Source organism: Streptococcus pseudopneumoniae, assembly GCF_001074975.1.
Lineage (GTDB): Bacteria > Bacillota > Bacilli > Lactobacillales > Streptococcaceae > Streptococcus > Streptococcus pseudopneumoniae_D.
The window spans coordinates 1-21,589 of the sequence record NZ_JUUO01000103.1 but is presented as its reverse complement, the minus strand read 5'-3'; the positions used below and the strand labels follow the sequence as shown (position 1 = coordinate 21,589).

Sequence of the window (21,589 nt, the reverse complement as noted above, 5' to 3'; positions counted from 1 at the left end):
TTTTTGTATACACTAAAATAGGGTTGGTGGAAAATTTCCATCAACCCTAAAAATTATAGAACCGTTCTTTTTATATCTCATTTATTCAGCCAAGGCACCCATTGGATCCCATGGTGCAAGGACGATTGGTTCTGCTTCATAGGCAGCTTGTTCTTCTGCTGTTAGTAATTCCTTACGAACAACAATTTGGTAAGTGTACTCGTCCATCCAAGCATCTGAAGCAACAAAGTAACCATCTGTACCGACCTTGTCTCCCCATGAGTTTTCAACTTTCCACTTGATTGTTTTGCCATTTTCATCCAAATCAACACCTGTCAAGACCATGGCGTGGGTCATCAAGCTTTCGCTGTAGTCCAAACGTCCAGCCTTGTCTTGAGTGAGTTGAATGTCCATGCTTGATTCAAAGTCATAAACATCTGTCGCAAGGATTCCCGCTTTACGGTTGCTGAGCTGGCCGACATCAGAACCAAACCAAACAGTCTCTCCTGCTTGCATTTGAGCAATCGCCAATTCTTTCAAGCGTTCCATAGGTACGTTGATATAGCGAACTGCACGGCTACCAACGACATTTCCCAACATCTCAACTGTGTATGATTTGCCATATGGTTTATCAGCAGTTGGAGCATTGATCACAGAAACGTAGTCTTCTAATGGAAGGTCGACATATTTCTTGTAAAACTCTTGTGGAGTGATACCTTTTTCGCTTTGGTAGTTATTGTCTTTATCACGATAAGCAAAGTCAAATTTACGTGGTGGGAGACCTAGTGACATTGCAAGGAAGTTAAAGATTTCTTGCAAGAGGTCTTCTTTCTTAGCCTGAACAGTTGCTTGATCAGCACCTGAAGTCAAGAGGTCACGTAAGATTTGAGCATCTTGACGAAGTAATTTATTAAGAATGGCATTAAGCTCACGGCTGCTACTAGATGAAACAGATTCAGGATAGACTGATTTAGGTACGACACCATATTTCTCAAAGAGAGAAACGACCATATCCCACTGACCACCGTCTTGTTGTGGTGTTTGGAGTAGAAATTTAACCTTGCGGCTCGTCAAGTCTTGGTCTGCAGTCGCAATGACTTGCTCCAAGAACCAGTTTGATTTCTCATACTTGTCCCAGAAGAAAGTATGAGCTTGTGACAACTCAAAGTTTTCTAGTTTGTATTGCGAGATGAGCTTGTGGCGGAAAGTGTTAAGGGCTGCAAACATCCAGCAACGACCAGACGCTTTCTGGTTGGTTACCTTGTCCTTGGTCAAATCCAATGAGAAAACAGGTGTATTGTCTACATGGCTTTGGCGACGTTCCAGAGCTGCAAAAATTCCGTTGTGGCTAGCAGCATTTTCAATCGCTTGGTATTTGACATTTGCTTCATAGTTGGCAAATAGTTTATCAGTAAATGATTCTTGAATCGCGTTCATAGATTCCTCCTTTTATTCTACAGTCTATTATAACTCTTTTCACAAAGTAAGCAACTGAAAAACATAAAAGGCAAGGATATTCTTCCTCACCTTTTTCGAATATAAACCAAATTAATCAATACTAGCAAGAAGATTTTCCAATTCCTCCTTGATCAAGCGACGCCATTCCCCTCGTTCTAAGTTCTCATCCAATACTAGCGTTCCCATAGTCAAACGTTGCAAGTCTACTACTTCCTTGCCACAGTAGGTCACCATACGCTTGACCTGATGAAACTTCCCTTCTGCAATGGTCACACGGATTTGGCTTTGATTCTTTTCTGCATCTGTGGAAAGAATCTCCAGTCTAGCGGGCTGACAGGTAAAGTCTTTGAGAGGAATACCCTTGGCAAATGTCTCTACATCTTTTTGGGTCATCATTCCCTTGACCTGAGCCATATAGGTCTTGTCTACATGACGCTTAGGTGAAAGAAGAGCATGGGCAAGCTTGCCGTCATTAGTCAAGAGCAAAAGACCATGCGTATCGATATCCAAGCGCCCTACTGGGAAAACTTCCTTACTCCGTGCCAAGTCATCCAACAAATCCAGAACGGTTCTGTGCTTAGGATCCTCAGTCGCTGAGATAACTCCTTGGGGCTTGTTCATCATGTAGTAGACAAACTCTTCATACTCCAGCACTTGCCCATCAAAGCGAATCTCATCTCTTTCTTCATCAATCTGCAATTTTGCTGACTTTTCTTTTTTACCATTTACCGTCACGCGCCCAGCCTTGAGCAAGTTTTTGACCTCTGTCCGACTCCCTACAGCGCAGGCAACTAAAAATTTATCTAATCTCATAGAACTATTATATCATACTCAAAAGGAGGCTGGTACAATGACCAACCTCCTTTTCGTTTCATACTCTTCAAAAATCTCTTCAAACCGCGTCAACGTCGCCTTGCCGTATATATGTTACTGACTTCGTCAGTTCTATCTGCAACCTCAAAACAGTGCTTTGAGCTGACTTCGTCAGTTCTATCTACAACCTCAAAACAGTGTTTTGAGCAACCTGCGGCTAGTTTCCTAGTTTGCTCTTTGATTTTCATTGAGTATCAGATTTAAGAAATTAACTTCCTCGTCTCCAGAAAATCGCTAAGACAATCATGGAACCTAGTACTGCCGGAATAATGGCAGTTTCTGCTATTATCGGTCCCCAAGTACCAAAAAGCAAGTGGCCTATAAAGGCACCAATCCAGCCTAGAAACATTTTTCCAAAACATCCCATTCGCTCTCCACGATTGGTCAGAGTACCTGCTAAAAATCCCACTAGGAGACCAACGAACATACTTCCTAACATATTATCTCCTTAATTTGCCCAATCTCCGTTACGGAAGAGTGGTACACGTGTCCCATCCTCACGGATACCATCGATATCCATTTGGTTAGAACCAATCATAAAGTCTACGTGAACATCTGAACGGTTAAGCCCTGCAGCTTCAAGCTCCTCTTCGTTCATCTCCGCTCCACCAACAACGCTAGTTGCATAGGCTGCACCGATAGCCAAGTGATTTGACGCATTTTCATCGAAAAGGGTGTTAAAGAAGGTAATGCCTGACTGAGAAATTGGGCTTGGATCTGGTACCAAGGCACATTCACCCAAGGCACGCGCACCTGCATTTTCAAAGACAAGGTCTTTCATGACCTGATCACCCTTCTCAGCAGTGATGTCAACGATTTGTCCATCCTTAAAGGTCACCTTAATGCCTTCAATGATATTTCCGTTGTAGCTAAGCGGTTTTGTAGAAGTTACATAACCATCTGCACGGCGGAAGTCAGGCGCTGTGAAGACTTCCTCTGTCGGCATATTTGGCAAGAATCCTTCGCCCTGGGCATTGATAGCACCAGCTGATTCCCAAACGTGGTTCTTTGGCAAACCAAGGGTCAAATCTGTTCCTGGCGCTGTGTAGTGAAGGGCTGAAAATTGTTCTTTATTGAGCATATCAGCTTTACTCTTAAGGATAGCTGCATGCTCTTCCCAAGCCTTAACAGGATCTGCTTCGTAGACACGGCAAGTTTTGAAAATTTGGTCCCAAAGGAGATCGACCGCTTCTTCATCGCTCGTAGCATTTGGAAAGACTTTCTTAGCCCACTCAAGTCCAGCAGCAGCTGCCACAGTCCAGCTAACCTTGTTGGATTGCGTTGCGATACGCATTGGCTTCATAGCAAGTCCCATAGCTTTAGCAGAAGCCGAAAGCTTGTCAGCGTCCACTCCGTTCAAGGCACCTGGGTCAGAAGAACGAACTCCAAGACGGCTAGCCTTGTTCTCCAAGAGATAGTTCATCTCAGCAATCTTGTATTCTGGCACATTGTCCAGACGCTCCATCGGCGCATGGAGGAATTTCTCACGGTTAATGACATCATCTGTCCACTGAACGATAACTTCATGCGCACCCAAAGCATAAGCTTCTTTCACGATTAGATGCGCCAACTCACGTTGCTCCACATCGATAGAGAGAGCCAAAGTGTGACCAGGCTGCACGTTAATTCCGTTCGCAACCAACAATTTCGCATATTTTTCTAGATTTTCTTTAAAATTTGGTAAAACCATTCTGTTTTCTCTTTTCTATTTTTATTTTTCTTTCAAAGCAGAGAATAATCCTGCTAAAGCAATAGCACCTGACAAGAGTGCTGTTGATAGAAGAATTGTCTGATCAGCAAGTTCCAATTGATACTCAAACACCTTCTCAGCCGGCTTATCTTCCGCAAAAATTCTTAGTTTCATGAAATATCCTCCGTTACTAGTATATCACATATGATATAAATTTAAAAACAAGCCTAGTAAAGCTTGTTTTTAATTAACTAAAACAAAAGTCGTGTACATATCTTTCCACTTCTTTTTCCATAAATTGAATCTCACGAATACTCCATTTATCATTTTTTACCGTTACGTCTGCCATCATCTGTAATTTTAAACTCTGGCGATTGAAAATTCCTTCCCACTGTTTATACTTTGCACTTGGAACTAAATTTCCAAACTTCGAATTTTGACTATCTGTAATGATACAAAGATTCCCAAAAGAGTGCAAAAATTTATCATCAATCTTTTCAACTCTTTCATCACTATTTGGATGTTGTGGAAACCAATGTTCTACGGAGCGACGATAAGCAAATTTAAAATCTTTAAACTCAATATCGTAATCTTTCTTCAATTCTTCACGATTTTTCCATAAAACATAATCTACAAAGTTAAAAGCATAAACAGGAATTTCCCCATATGTTTTGATACTTTTATCTTCAGTAAACAATCTTTCCTCAGCATATCTCACTGCCATTTTCTCAAGAAAATCCGTAAGCAGACTAGCAAATTCTGCTTGATTTAACTCTTCAATATGTTTGGAGAGAAATTGTAAGATTTCATACAACCAACGACTATCACGATTTGCAGTAAAGGTCACAGCAAACATGGATTGGATAAGAATAATGTTTTGGTTAATTTCCGAATTTGAAAACGTATTATTAGTAAAACGTTCTTCGACTATGTAATGCTCTTTAGATTTTCCATTTGGTTGATATTCATAATAAGTCCCCTTCTGTAAAAACCATTCATCCTTATTTCTACTTGAAGAATCCGTATTCGAGTTTCTAACGATGTAATTATCGAAAATATGTTTTATTCTAAGAAGAAATTCACTAAATTCAATAACCCAAGTTTTATCTTTATTTTTTATATCAAATAGTGCTAAGAGTTTCTTATCATCTAGTTGAATCTCATCAGTTTTCTTACCTTCCGCAATTGCCAATACATGGAGTAAGAATGTTGGAAAATCAATGATTGTAGTATAATCGCCAAAATCTTTTTCTACTTCTATATTTTTTTCATTTATCTTTTTTCCTAATATATCTGATAACTTTCTTCTTTCATTTTGATGAAAATCAATATCATTATAAATATTATGAAATGAATAATTTGTAAAATGCCATCCAAAAATACGTTCACGTTCTTGAAAGTCATCTGCTCTCTTCCGCCGCATCTTAAACTGACTTGCTACCGGCTTATCAAATTCTGCACAAGCATCCCAAATTCTTGCAAACTTTTGCGCCATTTCTTGGTCTGTACCGAACTTAGCCATCATTTGCGCCTTAAGAATCTCATGAGCCTCTAGTTGTTCTCCTCGAGAGTTGAAACGTTCAAAATAAAGATTCAAATCTAAATCCTCAGGAAGTATACTTCGAAAAATGATGACATTCTCAAAAAGATAATCAACGAAAGACTGAGGATTCAATTGGCGCTCTTCTAACACTTTTTTCAATGCGTCTCTAGCATGTCCGTAACCTCTAGTCAGCTCATTTTCATCGCCCTCTAAAATTTTTTTCTTGGCAAATAAATCTTGAATATTCTTATTTGATTTCTTCCTAGCTGGGAAGGTAAGATTGACAGCTTTCAATCTATCAAAACCAAACTCATGCTTCAAAGCTAAAGCAATCAAATTAAGAGCAGTTGTCCGTTGTTGCCCATCTATGATCTTGAAAATATCATTCTCTTTATTAACGACTAATGTTCCAATATAATAATAATTGTCTCTATTTTCTTGAAAAGCATCTGCTACGTCGTTCAATAACTGTTCAATTTCATCATAAGTCCAAGCAAAATTTCTCTGATAAAGAGGAATAGCATAGGTATCTTCATTTAACAAACGATTAACTGATAAGCTTATATGTGTTTCTACCATTTATCTTTTTCCTCTTCTATAATCTTGTCCACAGTATAATTTTCAAATAATTCTCTATCTATCTTGACAATGAAATCATTCGGAGTGACCGCATGGGATAAAAGTTGAAATAGCTTTTGAGCCTCTTTTTGTCTAAAACTTCCACCAGCAGCGTATTTCCCTACCGTTGCATCATATATAGCTTTAGACTTAATTCGAGGGTAATAAGACCAAATAAACAAGGTCTCTACTATCTCCTTTGATAGCTCATCTTTTCCAAATCTATCTGCGAAAAGCGAGCAAATATTTAGGAATATATTGTGACACTTGAGGTAGCGCCCCTTTGAGCTATTGTAAATGTTCAACATACCTTCTGGGTAAGCTACATTTTTTTCTTCTCCTTCAGGTTCATCAGAAAATCCTAACTCTGCATTTAAAAAATCTTTATGCTCTTTAATAGTTCTATGAGCAGATTCAATATACTCAAAAAATTTACTTCCATCAATGATTGGCATAGTAATGGACATAGGGAGCTTTTCAATATGACGATACAATTCTAAGTATGGAAAGTTCTGATTCAAATCAACACCTTTAAAATCGTCAATAAAGTCCTCTGTAAAACGGAGATAAGAACCATAACGCTTGTTTGTCAATCCTGTCTCTCCTCGAGACCAACGTCTCATACGGAAAAGATGTTTATCAAACAACTCTTTGAGACTTAAATCTTTATCTTCTATAAATTGCTCCCACTTTTCAACAATCTTTTCATCTTCAAAATCTTGCTTGCGAAGATGATAGGCTTTGAGCAAATCATGAGGTTCTAAAGATTTACCACGATTATTCTGAGAATCAAATAACTGAAAGGCTTCAGATAATCGTTCCTGTGGCATAGTAATCACGGAGACAGAACAATTTTCCAATAAAAAGTTGCAAATATCTTTTGCATGATTTTCGCCGACCAATTGAGTCAAATTTTCCCACTCATTATAATTTTCACTCGCATGATAGCAAGATAGTTCTCCAAATTCAGCACTCAGCAGTTGATTAGCACCCTTATAATTATCTAATCTATCTAATAAATGAAGAAACAAAGAAATTGAAATTAGCCGTTGCTGTCCATCAACAACATCTAAGTATCCATCATTTTCATGTAAGATAACGGAACCAATCTGATACTCCTTTTTGTCCATAGCATCTCGTAAATCATAAAAAAGATTACGGATATGTTTTCTGTTCCATTTATAAGGTCTTTGATAAGAAGGAATCCGCAACTTCCCTTCTTTCAATAGTTCTCCAACCTTTTTAGAAGTAAATTGAATAGTCATTTTATCCTCATCTATATTTATCTATCATTTCTTGAACTGTTTGCTTCATATCCTCTACTAAAATCCGAGGAGATAAAACAGTAACTGCTTCCCCTTGCCCCAGCAACCAGCGTTTAAGCCCCGGTGTGTGCTGACTTTCAAACTGAAAATGAGTCCAATCGCCATTTTTCCCAACTATTTTTGCATTTGGAAATTGATCCATCACAATCATCGGATCGTACAAGTACTCGATTTCAATACTGATTTTCTTTCCGATAAAAGCATCCACTCTCTCGTTACGAATGTCGCCATCTCTAAATTTATCTCGATAAGAAATAGAGGGTTTCTCTATACCACTAAGAGACCATGACTGGATACGGTCTACTCTTAAAGTAATATAAGTAGCATGTTTCAACTGGTAAACAACCAGATAGAAATAATGCCTATCATAGTAAAGAGAGACTGGTAAAACAGTCTGCCTCTTAGAAGATTCAGAATAAGGTTTTTGATAGATAATGTCTAGAACCTGCTCATGCAAAATAGCTTCTGATAAATTCCAAATTTTCTCTATTCTATTTTGTTGATCCGTTAAGGGAGCATAGTTCAGCTTTTCACTGCCAATAATCTGCTCAATTTCTTTCTGATCAGCACGGGGAACCGAGACCAGTAAATTATTTAGTAAGCTAGCAATTTCTGGTCTGTTCAGTGCTCGATTTTCCAATAAAATCTTTGAAATAACGAGAATATCCTTTTTATTAAAAACTGACTTACTTGCTAAACAATACTTATTCGTCTTACGGTTATAAAGCAAATCTCCACTATAACTGGTGTTACTAGATAAAATATCACGGAGTAGTGAAAAATCTCTCTGTATCGTCTTTTCACTAACCTCAAATTCCTGAGCCAGTTGCTTTTTTCCTAGTGAAGTACCTAACTGTAAACGTAAAAAAATTGTTAGTAGTCTCTCTTGATCATTCATCTAAAGTCCTTTTTGTTAATCTTCAAGCGATCTTAAACACACTGTCATTCCCCACTTAAAACGCACAATCAAACGAGATTGAACATTTTTCAATTGATCTGGTTCAGAATTACCCGATAAAACAATTTGCGTATTCCTACCAAATAAAGAATTGAAGAGGTTAAAAAATTTTTCTTGAATCATATCATCTTTTTCTCCCAATACCTGAATATCCTCTACTATTAGGAGATCAAACTCTTCACTTCTAACTTTTTGTATTTCTAGCTCATTTTCCAATAAGTTTTCGGCAGAAATATATTTTACTCGTTTTTCTGGATCGTTCTCAAGAACATTATTTCCAATTGCTTGAAGGAGATGTGTTTTACCCGAACCCGAGTCTCCATAAATATAAAAGGGATTATGTTTTAATCCTAAGTTCTTTACTACTTCTAAGGCTTCTTTCTTTGCCAAAGTATTACCATCTTTTTCTAGAAAATTTTTAAATTGATATTTCCTATCTAATCCTGTATTGTTCATCATTTAAACCTCTTTTTCTTTTGTACTATAAGTATAACAAAACAGATGGACAATATTTGTCCGTCTGTTAATTTTTTTTAAAACAACTCATCAAACAAACTCAACTGGTTATCCTCTGGCATATTGCCCAGAATACCCATTTCATCCATCTTTTCAACCAAGGTTGATGAGAGTCCACCACGCTTGCGTAGCTCTGTTTTAGAGAGGAATTCTCCCTCTTCACGCGCTCGCACCAACTGCTTGGCAACGTTCTCTCCCAGACCATCCATAGCAACAAATGGCGGGATGAGGGTATCCCCATCGATAAGGAACTCTGTCGCCTGACTACGGTAGAGATCGAGTTTCCCAAACTTGAAACCACGTTCCCACATCTCATTGACAATCTCAAGAGTTGTATAAAGATCAATTTCCACATTAGAGGCTTCATTGTTCTTCCGTTTTTCAGAGATTTCTTCCATTCTGCGCTTGATAGCCTCCAAGCCCGCCCCCATGGTCTTGATATCAAAAGCCTTGGCACGAATGGAGAAGTAAGCACAGTAGTAATAAATAGGATGGTGAACCTTGAAGTAAGCTACACGCAAGGCCATCATAACGTAGGCTGCCGCATGGGCTTTAGGGAACATGTACTTAATTTTCCCACAGGACTCGATATACCACTCTGGCACCTTATTAGCCTTCATGGTTTCGATGTAGCCATTTCTCTCTTCTTCAGAAATCTTGAGCCACAAGCCCTTACGTACCCGTTCCATGATGGTAAAGGCCATCTTAGGTTCGAGACCAGCATGCATGAGATAAACCATGATGTCGTCCCGACAACCGATAACAGTTGATAGGTCCGCAATTCCTTGCTTAATCAAATCTTGGGCATTGCCCAACCACACATCGGTACCGTGGGACAATCCAGACAGCTGAAGCAATTCCGCAAAAGTCGTCGGATGGGTCTCATCGACCATCCCACGTACAAAGTTGGTTCCAAACTCTGGAATCCCCAACATGCCCGTAGGTGTTCCGATTTGCTCAGGTGTCACACCGAGCACATCAGTCCCTGAAAAGAGGGCCATAACTCCCTCGTCATCCATAGGAATTTCATTAGGGTCAATCCCTGACAAGTCTTGGAGTTTTCGAATCATAGTCGGATCATCATGTCCCAGTACATCGAGTTTGAGGACGTTCTCATCGATATCGTGGAAGTTAAAGTGAGTGGTCTGCCATTCAGCCGTCACGTCATCCGCTGGATACTGGACAGGCGTAAAATCATAGACATCCATGTAGTTCGGAATAACAACGATTCCCCCTGGGTGTTGTCCTGTTGTTCGCTTGACACCAGCCGCTCCTTGGGCTAGGCGCTCTACTTCAGCTTCTCGGTAGAATTTACCAAAGTCACGCTCGTAACCCTTGACAAATCCATAGGCTGTCTTGGCAGCCACTGTACCTACCGTTCCTGCACGGAAGGCATATTCCTCACCAAAGATATCACGGACGTCCAAGTGGGCGCTTGGCTGGTCCTCGCCTGAGAAGTTCAAATCGATATCGGGAACCTTGTCTCCATCAAAACCAAGGAAGGTCTCAAACGGAATATCCTGCCCATTTTTGCTGAGTTTGTGACCACATTTAGGACAGTCCTTATTGGGCATATCAAAACCTGAACCGTAAGAGCCATCTGTGATAAACTCACTGTACTGACACTGACCACAGACATAGTGAGGAGAGAGAGGATTAACTTCTGTAATCCCAATCATGGTCGCAACAAAACTAGAACCAACGGATCCACGAGAACCAACCAAGTAGCCCCGTTCATTAGAACGTTGCACCAGCATCTGGGAAGCCAGATAAATCACGGCAAATCCATTCCCCAGAATGGATGTTAATTCTTTTTCAATCCGCAAATCAACGATATCCGGTAGCGGATTTCCATAAATCTCAAAGGCTTTCTTATAGGTCAACTCAGCGACCGTTTCTTCAGCCTTGTCGATGAAAGGCGTGTACAAATCACCCTTAACAACCTCAACAGATTCAAAGATATCTGCCAAGGCATTGGGATTGTCAATTACCAGTTTACGAGCCAGTTCCTCTCCCAAGAAGGCAAATTCATCCAACATCTCATTTGTCGTTCGAAAATGAGCCTTTGGAAGTGGTGCTGGTTGGGCATGTTCCCCATGACCAATAGTTCGGTTAATCATAGCTCCTTGTCCCAAACTACGGACGATAATTTCACGGTAAATCTCTTCTTCTGGTTCGATATAGTGGACATTTCCCGTAGCCAGAACAGGTTTACCAAGACGATCTCCAACCTCAATCAAACTCTTGATAATGGTCTGGAGCTCCTCCATATCCTTAACCTGCTCCTTGGCAATCAAGGGAGCATAGATGGCAGGTGGCATAACCTCGATAAAGTCATAATACTTGGCCACCTCAACCGCCGCATCCACACCTTGAGAAACAACTGCATCAAAAACTTCACCCTCTGAACAAGCTGATCCTACAATCAAGCCCTCCCGATGGGCATCTAGAACCGTTCTTGGAATCCGTGGCACTCCTTCAAAGTACTTGGTATTAGATAACGAAACCAGCTTAAAGATATTTTTTAGCCCTACTTGATTCTTAACATAAATTGTCGCATGTTTAATCCGAGCTTTTTTATAAGAATCTGTACTAATCAAATCAATGTTGAGTCTAGCTAAATCGGTCACACCATGTTTTTCTGCCACCTCTTTGATAAAGATGAAGAGCAGACGACCAGTAGCTTCCGCATCGTAGTTGGCCATATGGTGATGTTCCAGCGCCACCCCAAAACGCTTGGTCAAAGGTCCCAAACCATGGCGTTTATACTCAGGATAGAGGTTTCTAGCAAACTCCAACGTATCAATGACCGGTTGGCTAATTTTAGGAAGACCATGACGCTCATAGTTGGCATTCATAAAGCCTACGTCAAAGGTCGCATTGTGGGCAACTAAGACTGTATCCTTGCAAAATTCTTGGAATTCTTGCAGAACTTGTTTCAGTGGTTTAGCATTTTTGACATGATCATCTGTAATTCCAGTCAACTCAGTAGTAAAAGCTGACAGGGGATGTCCAGGATTGATAAATTCATCAAACTCAGCAATAACATTCCCTTTGTACATCTTAGAAGCAGCAACCTGAATCAAGTCATTATAGATGGCTGATAGACCCGTCGTTTCCACGTCAAAGACCACGTAGGTCGCTTCCGACAAGTCCATCTCCACTTCATTATAGACGATAGGGACACGGTCCTCCACGATATTGGCTTCCATACCATAGATTAGCTGAATTCCAGCTTTCTTAGCCGCCTTATAGCCGTGTGGGAAAGACTGAACATTTCCATGGTCCGTGATGGCAACCGCCTTGTGTCCCCACTTAGCAGCTGTCGCAACGATTTCTTCAACCTCTGGCAGAGCATCCATGGTCGACATATTAGTATGAGCATGAAACTCAACTCGACGCTCTCCTTCTGGCATCAAATCCTTCCGATCATAGTGAACAACTTCCTGAACATCCTGCACGTTCATAGTCAAATCGCGTGTGAAGTTATTCATCTCCACATTCCCACGAACTCGGAGCCAAGAGTTTTTCTTAATTAGATCAAACTTCTGGGCCTCTTCCTCGTTCTTGACCCACTTTTGCATCGAAAAACTTGAAGTGTAGTCCGTCATTTTAAAGTTGATCAAAACACGCCCTGTTCTGGTCACTTTTTGCTCCACATCAAAAACAACCCCTTCAAAGACCAGACGATTTTCCTCCGTCGTGACTTCAATCATAGGAGTAATCTCCGCCTTGTCCAGCTTAGGTTTAGCTGCGGCTTTTTTCGCTTGAAAATCAAAGGCTGGTTTTTCTTCCGCTGGAGGAGGGGCCATCAGTTCTAGTTGTTCCATAGCACGAAGCGCTTCCTCATTAGCAGCTTGAACAATCTGCTCATTTTCAGCATGAAAGGCTTCTTTCTGCTCTTGAGTCAGAACATCATTCTTCTCGACCTGACAGTTAAAAGTTGGAAAACCAAATCTTTCAAGTTGTTTGGCTAAATTAGGAAGATGATTTTTCTTAAAATGTTCCTTATCAATCGCCTCGGAACCTTCAATAAATAGTTGATTCCCCTCAGCACGAACTTGCAAATTTTGATAAAGGGACTTAAAACCTTGACTAGCACATGGCCCCTCAGAAAAAGCCTCTCTATAATAGGACTGCAAGAGTTGATTTGAAAATTCTTGAGACCGAGCCTTGATTTCGAAAATAGCTTTATTGCCAGTCTTAGAAAATTCTTCGCTCAAACCTTTCTTTAATTCTAAAAAGATTTCAATCGGTAAAATATTAGAAAATACGAAATGAAACTCCCATACCTTACTAATTTTATGAACCACAACTCGCTCAATATCAGCCTGTGCTAAAGCAGGAGTCTGTCTCATTTCAGCAGGCATTCCCAGTTGATTCATCAAAATTTCAAAACTATTTGACATTCATTTTCCTCACATTATTCTCCTACTATTTTACCATATTTAGAGGTATTTTCTAAAGACAAAAGGAAGCCACTAAGTGACTTCCTTCTAGAGTGAGGACTGATTAGTCTTCACCTTTGTTTTTCTTAATGATTTCTTCTTGTACTGACTTAGGTACATCTTCATAGTGGTCAAATACCATCATGAATGTACCACGTCCTTGAGATGCAGAACGAAGAACTGTTGCGTAACCGAACATTTCAGCAAGTGGAACGTAAGCGCGAACGATTTGGCTGTTACCGTGTGCTTCCATACCATCTACACGTCCACGACGAGCAGTTACGTGACCCATAACATCACCAAGGTTTTCTTCTGGAACAGTGATTGTTACAAGCATCATTGGCTCAAGGATAGCTGGTTGTGCTAATTTAGCTGCTTCTTTAAGGGCAAGTGAAGCCGCGATCTTGAAGGCAGTTTCAGATGAGTCGACATCGTGGTATGAACCATCGTAAAGCTTAGCTTTAACGTCAACCATTGGGTAACCTGCAAGAACACCGTTAGCCATAGATTCTACCAAACCTTTTTCAACCGCTGGGATAAATTCACGAGGAACCACACCACCGACGATTGCGTTTTCGAATTCGAATCCTTTACCTTCTTCGTTTGGAGTAAATTCAATCCATACATCACCGAATTGACCTTTACCACCGGACTGACGTTTGAAGAATCCACGAGCTTGAGTAGAAGCGCGGAATGTTTCACGGTAAGATACTTGAGGAGCACCTACGTTTGCTTCAACTTTGAACTCACGACGCATACGGTCAACAAGGACGTCAAGGTGAAGCTCACCCATACCAGAGATAACTGTTTCACCAGTTTCAACGTTTGTTTCAACGCGGAACGTTGGATCTTCTTCAGCCAATTTTTGAAGGGCGATACCCATCTTGTCTTGGTCAGCTTTAGATTTTGGCTCAACCATCAATTGGATAACTGGTTCTGGAACGTTGATTGACTCAAGGATGATTTTAGCTTTTTCATCTGTCAATGAGTCACCAGTTGTAGTATCTTTCAAACCAACGGCAGCAGCGATATCACCTGAGTAAACAGTGTCAATTTCTTGACGGCTGTTGGCGTGCATTTGAAGGATACGTCCGATACGCTCACGTTTACCTTTAGAAGTGTTCAATACGTATGAACCTGATTGAAGCACACCTGAGTAAACACGGAAGAATGTCAAACGACCTACGAATGGGTCTGTCATGATCTTGAAGGCAAGAGCTGCAAATGGCTCTTCGTCAGATGCTGGACGAGTTTCTTCAGCTTCTGTATCTGGGTTAATACCTTTGATTGCTGGGATATCAAGTGGGCTTGGAAGGTAGTCAATAACCGCATCAAGCATCAATTGAACACCTTTATTCTTGAAGGCTGAACCACACAATACAGGGAAGAATTCAACATTGATAGTTGCTTTACGGATACCAGCTTTCAATTCTTCGTTAGTGATTTCTTCACCTTCGAGGTATTTCATCATCAATTCTTCGTCAGTTTCAGCAACTGCTTCGATCAATTTTTCACGGTATTCTTGAGCTTGGTCAAGGTATTCAGCTGGAATATCTTCTTCAAGGATATCTGTACCAAGGTCGTTAGTATAGATCTCAGCTTTCATCTTGATCAAGTCGATGATACCACGGAAGTCATCTTCAGAACCGATTGGCAATTGGATTGGGTGTGCATTTGCTTGAAGACGATCGTGAAGTGTGCTTACAGAGTAAAGGAAGTCAGCACCAATTTTGTCCATTTTGTTGGCAAATACGATACGTGGAACTCCATACTCAGTTGCTTGACGCCAAACTGTTTCAGTTTGAGGCTCAACACCTGATTGTGAGTCAAGAACGGTAACCGCACCATCCAATACACGAAGAGAACGTTGTACTTCGATTGTGAAGTCCACGTGTCCTGGTGTGTCGATGATGTTTACGCGGTGGTTGTTCCATTGAGCTGTTGTCGCAGCAGATGTGATAGTAATACCACGTTCTTGCTCTTGCTCCATCCAGTCCATTTGTGACGCACCTTCGTGAGTTTCACCGATTTTGTGGATTTTACCAGTGTAGTAAAGAATACGCTCAGTAGTTGTTGTTTTACCAGCATCGACGTGAGCCATGATACCGATATTACGAGTTTTTTCAAGTGAAAATTCGCGTGCCATGAGGTTTGTTTCTCCTATTTATTTTTGATTTCTATTCTATTATAACATGATTTTAATAAAAACGGATAGGCAGGACCTACCCGTTCTCAATGTTTTCATGCTATTGTTGGTTTTGACTTGTAGATTTACAAGTTGAATCGAACTCAGGCTAAAAGCTTGGAAAATAGATAGGCTCTCCTAGAATCTTCGATTCTTCGTCAAGCTTCCTAATTTTCAGTCGCTTTTTTAACGCCCTTAGTATCTTGATCTTACCAACGGAAGTGTGCGAATGCACGGTTAGCTTCAGCCATACGGTGAGTGTCTTCACGTTTCTTAACAGCTGCACCAGTGTTGTTAGCAGCATCCAAGATTTCTTTTGCAAGACGGTCTTGCATTGTGTGTTCACCACGAAGACGAGCGATTGTTACCAACCAACGAAGTCCAAGTGTTGTACGACGTTCTGGACGAACTTCAACTGGGACTTGGTAGTTAGAACCACCAACACGACGGGCACGTACTTCAAGTACAGGCATGATGTTTTCCATAGCTGTTTCAAATACTTCAAGTGCATCGTTTCCAGTAGCTTCTTTGATTTGTTCAAAGGCACCGTAAACGATTGAAGCAGCTGTACCACGTTTACCATCAAGCATAACGCGGTTGATAAGACGAGTAACTAGTTGTGAATTGTAAAGCGGATCTGGCAATACGTCACGTTTTGGAGCTCTATTTTTACGACTCATTTCTCTTTATCCCCTTTCCTTATGCTTTTGGACGTTTAGTACCGTATTTAGAACGGCCTTGTTTACGATCGTTAACACCTGCAGTATCAAGTGCACCACGGACGATATGGTAACGTACCCCTGGCAGGTCTTTTACACGTCCACCACGAAGAAGCACCACGCTGTGCTCTTGCAAGTTGTGTCCGATGCCTGGGATGTAGGCAGTAACTTCGATAAGGTTGCTCAAACGTACACGAGCGAATTTACGAAGGGCTGAGTTAGGTTTTTTAGGTGTCATTGTTCCAACACGAGTTGCAACACCACGTTTTTGTGGTGAAGAAACGTTTGTTTGAACTTTTTTATGACTGTTGTAACCAACGTTCAAAGCTGGTGATTTAGATTTTTCTACTTTTGATTTACGCGGTTTGCGAACCAATTGGTTAATTGTAGGCATCTACATTCTCCTGTGTTTTTTATTTTTGGTGATGATACACTTGGTGACAGCTATCATCTGTGTGTACTTTTGCAACATTTGTCAGCACGTCCCTGTACACTCTTGAGAGACCAAAAGTAAAAAGTACCGTCTATTATTGTAACAAAATTTTCTCTTTGTTGTCAAGATATTTTTCTTTTTTATTGTTAATTTTAGCGATGCGTAACTTCTCAAAGTAACTTCCACTTGTACTAGCGGTGGAACTTAGTTTGGTAATTTAGCAATTTTAGCTCTTTGCTACCATCTTATACTCAATGAAAATCAAAGAGCAAACTAGGAAGCTAGCCTCAGGTTACTCAAAGCACTGCTTTGAGGTTCTAGATAAGACTGACTAAGTCAGTCACATATATAATCCAAGGTGAAGCTGACGTGATTTGAATAGATTTTCGAAGAGTATTAGACGAAACAAAAAGGAGGAAACTAAGCCCCCCTCAAGATACAAATTATTTCATTGTATCACTTCAATTTTAGTACACAATGGTTTTCGAGATAAGATAGTATCACAACCAGCCAGATTCTTTCGCGATATTAGCTGCCTCTGTTCGATTACCTGCATCTAGTTTCGAAAGAATATTGGTGACATAGTTTCGGACGGTTCCGTTGGATAGATAAAGTTTGTCTGCAATTTCTTGATTAGATAACCCCTGAGCGACTCCCTTTAAAACTGCGGTTTCTTGTTCTGTTAATGGATTGGGATGCGTCATCACCACTTCCATCAGCTCTGGAGAATATTCCTTTCGTCCTTCTAGCATCGTATGCAGGGTTTGCATGAGCTCGGCGATGCTTCGCTCCTTCAAGACATAAGCATCCACTTCAGCCTTGACCGCTCGTTCAAAATAACCTGGGCGTTTAAAGGTCGTAACGATAACCACCTTGATTCCAGGAACTTCTTGTTTGATCCATTCCAGTACTTCTAATCCCGTCTTGACTGGCATTTCAACGTCAAGAATGGCAATATCCACCACTTCTTTTTCCAAGATTTGGATGGCTTCAGCTCCATTTTTCGCTTGCAAGACAGTCTCTACATCCGGTTGAAGCGTGAGCAGCTGGCACATGGCATCTCGCAACATACTTTGATCTTCTGCAACAAGTAGTTTCATCTTAGTTTCTCTCCTTATAAGGTAGTCGAACCTGAACTTCTGTCGGTTGTTTCCGACTAGTTACCTTTACTTCTCCCGAAAATGGAAGAACACGATCTCGGACTGTATGGAGGTCATCTCCCTTTATAAAATCAAAGCCACAGCCATCATCTCTCACTGTTAGAATGAGTTCTTTCTCTGTCCGTTCTAATTTTAAATAGGCCTTAGAAGCTCGGGCATGCTTGATGATATTGGTCGCCAGTTCTAACAAAACCATAGCAGCCGTCGACTCCACATCCTGAGTCAAACTAGCCTTGTCCAATTGATTGTCAACTTGAACCTCAATGCCAGCAATTTCCAGCATCTTCTTAACAGTCTCAAGCTCTGATGCTAGGGTCCGTGATTTCAGATTTTCCACGATGGTTCGTACTTCATTCATGGAATCCTTGCTGATCTGGTGAATTTCTCTTAATTCCTTTTCCACCTGTGGATAAGCCTGTATTTGAAATAACTGCAAGGCTAGATCAGTTTTAACACTAAGCATAGCAAAGGTATGTCCCAAGCTATCATGCAAATCTTGACCGATACGACTGCGTTCATTTTCAGCAAGCAATAGATTTATCTGGGCATTTTGCTTAGCCTGAGCTTCTTTCAAATCCTCTACAATTCGAATCCGCACCAAACCAAAAGTCATCAAATCGACAAAAGCAAGAATTACAAGTATATAGAATAGAAACTCAACTTCGATTTCCTGAAAAATCACAAGTTGCCCCACAACAAGGACTTGAGCAAGGAGAAAAGTCCAGACATGTAAAGACTTTAAACTACCTACGCTGAAATGATAACTTAAGAGATTAGATAGGAAAAAGAAGAACCAAATATAATTTACAGCAACAAAGGCGGTGTTCCAAACTACATAAGTCAGCATGAGGCCCCAATATAGCCAAGATAGACGCTGACTCGTAGTTGTTAAAACACCCAAATACGCCACTACAAATAGAATATCAAGCAATAAATGCCAGACAGCAAGCTCCCCAGTCACTACAGGAAGGATGGGGAAAATCATAAAAATTAAACTGGCCCAAAACATATAGTGTATGCTTTTCAGTCTTTCAAGCATTAAGCATTCTCCTTATGACCTTGAATGTAAATGGTCAAACCAAACAAAACTGCTGAAAAAACAAGTAGATAAACTGAGGCTGATAGATTGATGCTACCCTCGTTTAAGAAGGTCTTGAGCAACTCCATCAACTGATAAGTTGGTAGGCACTTCCCGATTGCTTGCATCCAGTCTGGAAATAAAGAGATAGGCATCCAGAGTCCGCCTAACACAGCCAAGCCTAGATAGAGAAGATTGCCCACGACTGACATCAGCTGACTAGTTGGTAAGAGAGTCAAGGTCAAGCCAAGCGCTACAAAAGCAGCACTTCCTACTATCAGCAAGAGAGCAGCTCCAACCCAACTTCCTAGAGGCATATCCACACCTCTGACCAAATGCCCAACTGAGAAAACAACCAAGATTGAGACCAAATAATCAACCATCATACTTGTTATCTTTGATAGATAATATTCTACCATATTTACAGGGCTATGGCGCAATGTTTTCTGCCAGTTATTGATCTTATCGGTATGTAAAACAGCTGGGAATGAAAACATAGCTGTCGACATCATAGAAAAAGCTGTCATGGAGATGAGGTAATCACGCATAAAATTATCTGGTCCACCTGGTGTGTCCTGGTACATGCCTGAAAAGAATAAATAGAAGGCCGTCGGCATCCCTACGGATAATAGATAATAGACTAATTGTCGTTTGGTCAATAGAAATTCTATCTTGTTTAGTGCGATCCATCGTTTCATCTTAGTCATCTCCCTTTTGTGTTTCTTCAAAAATTGTATCTAGCAAGCTACGGTTATTGACTTCAATTTCTTGAATCCTACATCCTGCTCGGACTAACAGTTGCCAGAAAGCGTCCGCTTCACGTGTAACTACTTGCAAGGCATCTTGTTTTTGTGACCAGTTTTCAACCAAGTTTGACTGCTCAACGACTTCCTTGTATCTCAAAGGTAGGATAAAGTGCTTTTCAATCTCTTCACTGCGCATAGCTAGAGGCGTCGTATCACGAATCAACTCTCCCTTATTCAAGACCAAAATCCGGTCCGCTGTATGCTCTACCTCTTCGATATAATGAGACGAATAGAGAATGGTGACTCCTTGTGTTTTTAAATCCTGAACAATTTCCCAAAAACGTTGACGGGTTGAGGTATCCATGGCCGAAGTTGGCTCATCTAAAAAGACAAGCTTTGGTCGGCCAATCAAGGTCAAGACAAAAGAGAAGAGACGCTTCTGCCCACCTGACAATTTTTCTGCAAATTGCTCTTTCTGTTGCTGGTCAAACTGCAGTAGTTGATCGATTTCCTGGTTGCTCAAGGGATTTGGGTAAATGCTTTGAAAGAAAGCAATCAACTCTTTGACCTTTAATTTCTGAACGATGACATTTTCTTGAGGGAGGTAGGATCTTGTGTAGTCTAACTGAGAGCTCGTCACTGGCAAGCCTTGGATGGATACTTGACCGCTGGTGACCAGTTTATCTCCAAGCAAACAGTCCAAGAGTGTTGTCTTACCAGCACCATTGGGACCAATCAAGGCGACGCATTCGCCTTCAGCCACCTCAAAGGAAATATCCTTCAATATAGCCTTGCTCTTAATGCTTTTATTTAGGCTTTCTACCTTAATCATGTTCATGATATTCTCCTTTCAACCACTCCTTCCCCATCGGAAAGGCGATAAAAATCATAAATCCTAGTCCCCAGGCACCGCGGATGACTTGGTGAAGGAAGGCTTGGTCAAACCACCCTGTAAACATTTCGACCAACCATACCACTAGTGACAGTCCAATAAAGAGATAGAGAATCGCTTTTTTCATTCCTCAAACTCCTTTTTCACATCTGAGACCAATTTCAAACCTTCTCGGATCAACCAAGACATCATACCAAATCCTGCAAATAGCTCCCAAGGAAAATGATAGAAGCCTTCGTCTAATCCTGAAAACATGAGATAGGTCATGACTCCTGCTACTACTAAACTCATTGCGACAATTACTTTATATTTCATTTTTTCTTCCTCCATTTGATATACCTATTATATTTCTTTATAGGTTGGGGCACTAGAGTCTTCTGTCATGAGCCAATATGACAAACGTCATAAAAGATTCTGTTTAAAATAATCAAGAAACATTACACAACAAAACACGGGTGCAAAAGAATTTATAGTCACTTCCGTCAAAGTGATATCAAATTTAGACTATAACGTAAACTAATACTCATTTAAAATCAAAAGATCAGAAATTTTCATCCCATAAGTACATATATTATACATTGCACCAAAAAATTTTTTATTGCTTTCTTAAAAATTAGTATAGTCAACTGAAACAGGAGTAGGACAAAAGAGCCTCGTAAAAGGTATTGCAACTTGGTAATACCTTTTTGAGGTGCTTTTTGATATGAGCCCATGTTTTCTCAATAGGATTGTACTCAGGTGAGTAGGGAGGAAGAGGTAAAAGTTTATGTCCAAATTCTTCACACAAGAGTTCTAGCTTACCCATTCTATGGAATCTTGCATTATCCATAATAATAACTGATGGTGTGTTTAATGTTGGTAAGAGAAACTTCTGAAACCAAGCTTCAAAAAAGTCGCTCGTCATTGTCTCTTCGTAAGTCATTGGAGCGATTAATTCACCATTTGTTAGCCCTGCAACCAAAGAAATC

21 protein-coding genes are annotated in these 21,589 nt (G+C 40.4%); all 21 read right to left on the bottom strand.

Going from position 1 to position 21,589, the window contains the following annotated elements:
* Nucleotides 1-81: 81 nt before the first annotated feature.
* Nucleotides 82-1,416, bottom strand: a complete 1,335-nt coding sequence (gene pepC, locus ADI86_RS05835) for an aminopeptidase C (protein ID WP_049532155.1) — start codon at nt 1,414-1,416, stop codon at nt 82-84.
* 111 nt (nt 1,417-1,527) lie between these two features.
* Complete coding sequence (locus ADI86_RS05825) at nt 1,528-2,250, bottom strand: pseudouridine synthase (protein WP_049532154.1); 723 nt, start codon at nt 2,248-2,250, stop codon at nt 1,528-1,530.
* A gap of 89 nt (nt 2,251-2,339) precedes the next feature.
* Nucleotides 2,340-2,498: a hypothetical protein gene (locus tag ADI86_RS12245; protein ID WP_025173180.1), complete on the bottom strand. Its 159-nt coding sequence runs from the start codon at nt 2,496-2,498 to the stop codon at nt 2,340-2,342.
* A gap of 20 nt (nt 2,499-2,518) precedes the next feature.
* Nucleotides 2,519-2,749, bottom strand: coding sequence for a GlsB/YeaQ/YmgE family stress response membrane protein (locus tag ADI86_RS05815; protein ID WP_000901570.1), 231 nt, complete (start codon nt 2,747-2,749; stop codon nt 2,519-2,521).
* Nucleotides 2,750-2,758: 9 nt separating this feature from the next.
* A complete protein-coding gene (locus ADI86_RS05810) occupies nt 2,759-4,000 on the bottom strand; it encodes an aminopeptidase (RefSeq protein WP_049532153.1) in 1,242 nt (413 codons plus the stop codon).
* 21 nt (nt 4,001-4,021) lie between these two features.
* Complete coding sequence (locus ADI86_RS12010) at nt 4,022-4,174, bottom strand: hypothetical protein (RefSeq protein ID WP_000776626.1); 153 nt, start codon at nt 4,172-4,174, stop codon at nt 4,022-4,024.
* Nucleotides 4,175-4,247: 73 nt separating this feature from the next.
* The gene (locus ADI86_RS05800; protein WP_049532152.1) at nt 4,248-6,122 is read right to left on the bottom strand and encodes a GmrSD restriction endonuclease domain-containing protein; all 1,875 of its coding nucleotides are present in this window, start codon (nt 6,120-6,122) and stop codon (nt 4,248-4,250) included.
* Complete coding sequence (locus tag ADI86_RS05795) at nt 6,116-7,426, bottom strand: DUF262 domain-containing protein (protein ID WP_049532151.1); 1,311 nt, start codon at nt 7,424-7,426, stop codon at nt 6,116-6,118. Before ADI86_RS05795 ends, ADI86_RS05800 begins: the two co-directional genes overlap by 7 nt.
* 7 nt (nt 7,427-7,433) lie before the next feature.
* Entirely contained in the window at nt 7,434-8,384 is a 951-nt protein-coding gene (locus ADI86_RS05790; RefSeq protein ID WP_049532150.1) for a helix-turn-helix transcriptional regulator, read from the bottom strand.
* A gap of 15 nt (nt 8,385-8,399) precedes the next feature.
* Nucleotides 8,400-8,903: a DnaA ATPase domain-containing protein gene (locus ADI86_RS05785; RefSeq protein ID WP_049532149.1), complete on the bottom strand. Its 504-nt coding sequence runs from the start codon at nt 8,901-8,903 to the stop codon at nt 8,400-8,402.
* A gap of 74 nt (nt 8,904-8,977) precedes the next feature.
* Nucleotides 8,978-13,369 carry a PolC-type DNA polymerase III gene (locus ADI86_RS05780; protein WP_049532148.1) on the bottom strand — a complete coding sequence of 1,464 codons (4,392 nt, stop codon included), beginning with the start codon at nt 13,367-13,369 and terminating at the stop codon, nt 8,978-8,980.
* A gap of 103 nt (nt 13,370-13,472) precedes the next feature.
* Nucleotides 13,473-15,554, bottom strand: a complete 2,082-nt coding sequence (gene fusA / locus ADI86_RS05775; protein WP_049532147.1) for an elongation factor G — start codon at nt 15,552-15,554, stop codon at nt 13,473-13,475.
* A gap of 248 nt (nt 15,555-15,802) precedes the next feature.
* Complete coding sequence (gene rpsG, locus ADI86_RS05770; protein ID WP_000087873.1) at nt 15,803-16,273, bottom strand: 30S ribosomal protein S7; 471 nt, start codon at nt 16,271-16,273, stop codon at nt 15,803-15,805.
* A gap of 19 nt (nt 16,274-16,292) precedes the next feature.
* On the bottom strand, nt 16,293-16,706 hold the full coding sequence (gene rpsL / locus ADI86_RS05765) for a 30S ribosomal protein S12 (protein WP_001142332.1): 414 nt from the start codon (nt 16,704-16,706) through the stop codon (nt 16,293-16,295).
* A gap of 539 nt (nt 16,707-17,245) precedes the next feature.
* The gene (locus tag ADI86_RS05760) at nt 17,246-17,845 is read right to left on the bottom strand and encodes a response regulator transcription factor (protein ID WP_049532146.1); all 600 of its coding nucleotides are present in this window, start codon (nt 17,843-17,845) and stop codon (nt 17,246-17,248) included.
* Nucleotide 17,846: 1 nt separating this feature from the next.
* The gene (locus ADI86_RS05755; RefSeq protein ID WP_049532145.1) at nt 17,847-18,944 is read right to left on the bottom strand and encodes a sensor histidine kinase; all 1,098 of its coding nucleotides are present in this window, start codon (nt 18,942-18,944) and stop codon (nt 17,847-17,849) included.
* Nucleotides 18,944-19,681: an ABC transporter permease gene (locus ADI86_RS05750; RefSeq protein WP_049532144.1), complete on the bottom strand. Its 738-nt coding sequence runs from the start codon at nt 19,679-19,681 to the stop codon at nt 18,944-18,946. The genes ADI86_RS05755 and ADI86_RS05750 overlap by 1 nt, the downstream gene beginning before the upstream one ends.
* A 1-nt stretch (nt 19,682) precedes the next feature.
* The gene (locus ADI86_RS05745) at nt 19,683-20,567 is read right to left on the bottom strand and encodes an ABC transporter ATP-binding protein (RefSeq protein WP_049532143.1); all 885 of its coding nucleotides are present in this window, start codon (nt 20,565-20,567) and stop codon (nt 19,683-19,685) included.
* Entirely contained in the window at nt 20,554-20,748 is a 195-nt protein-coding gene (locus ADI86_RS05740; RefSeq protein ID WP_004250555.1) for a hypothetical protein, read from the bottom strand. Before ADI86_RS05740 ends, ADI86_RS05745 begins: the two co-directional genes overlap by 14 nt.
* The gene (locus ADI86_RS05735; protein ID WP_049532142.1) at nt 20,745-20,951 is read right to left on the bottom strand and encodes a hypothetical protein; all 207 of its coding nucleotides are present in this window, start codon (nt 20,949-20,951) and stop codon (nt 20,745-20,747) included. Before ADI86_RS05735 ends, ADI86_RS05740 begins: the two co-directional genes overlap by 4 nt.
* Nucleotides 20,952-21,243: 292 nt before the next feature.
* Nucleotides 21,244-21,589: IS630 family transposase (locus tag ADI86_RS05730; protein WP_049532141.1), on the bottom strand; the 346-nt coding region annotated here is incomplete at its 5' end.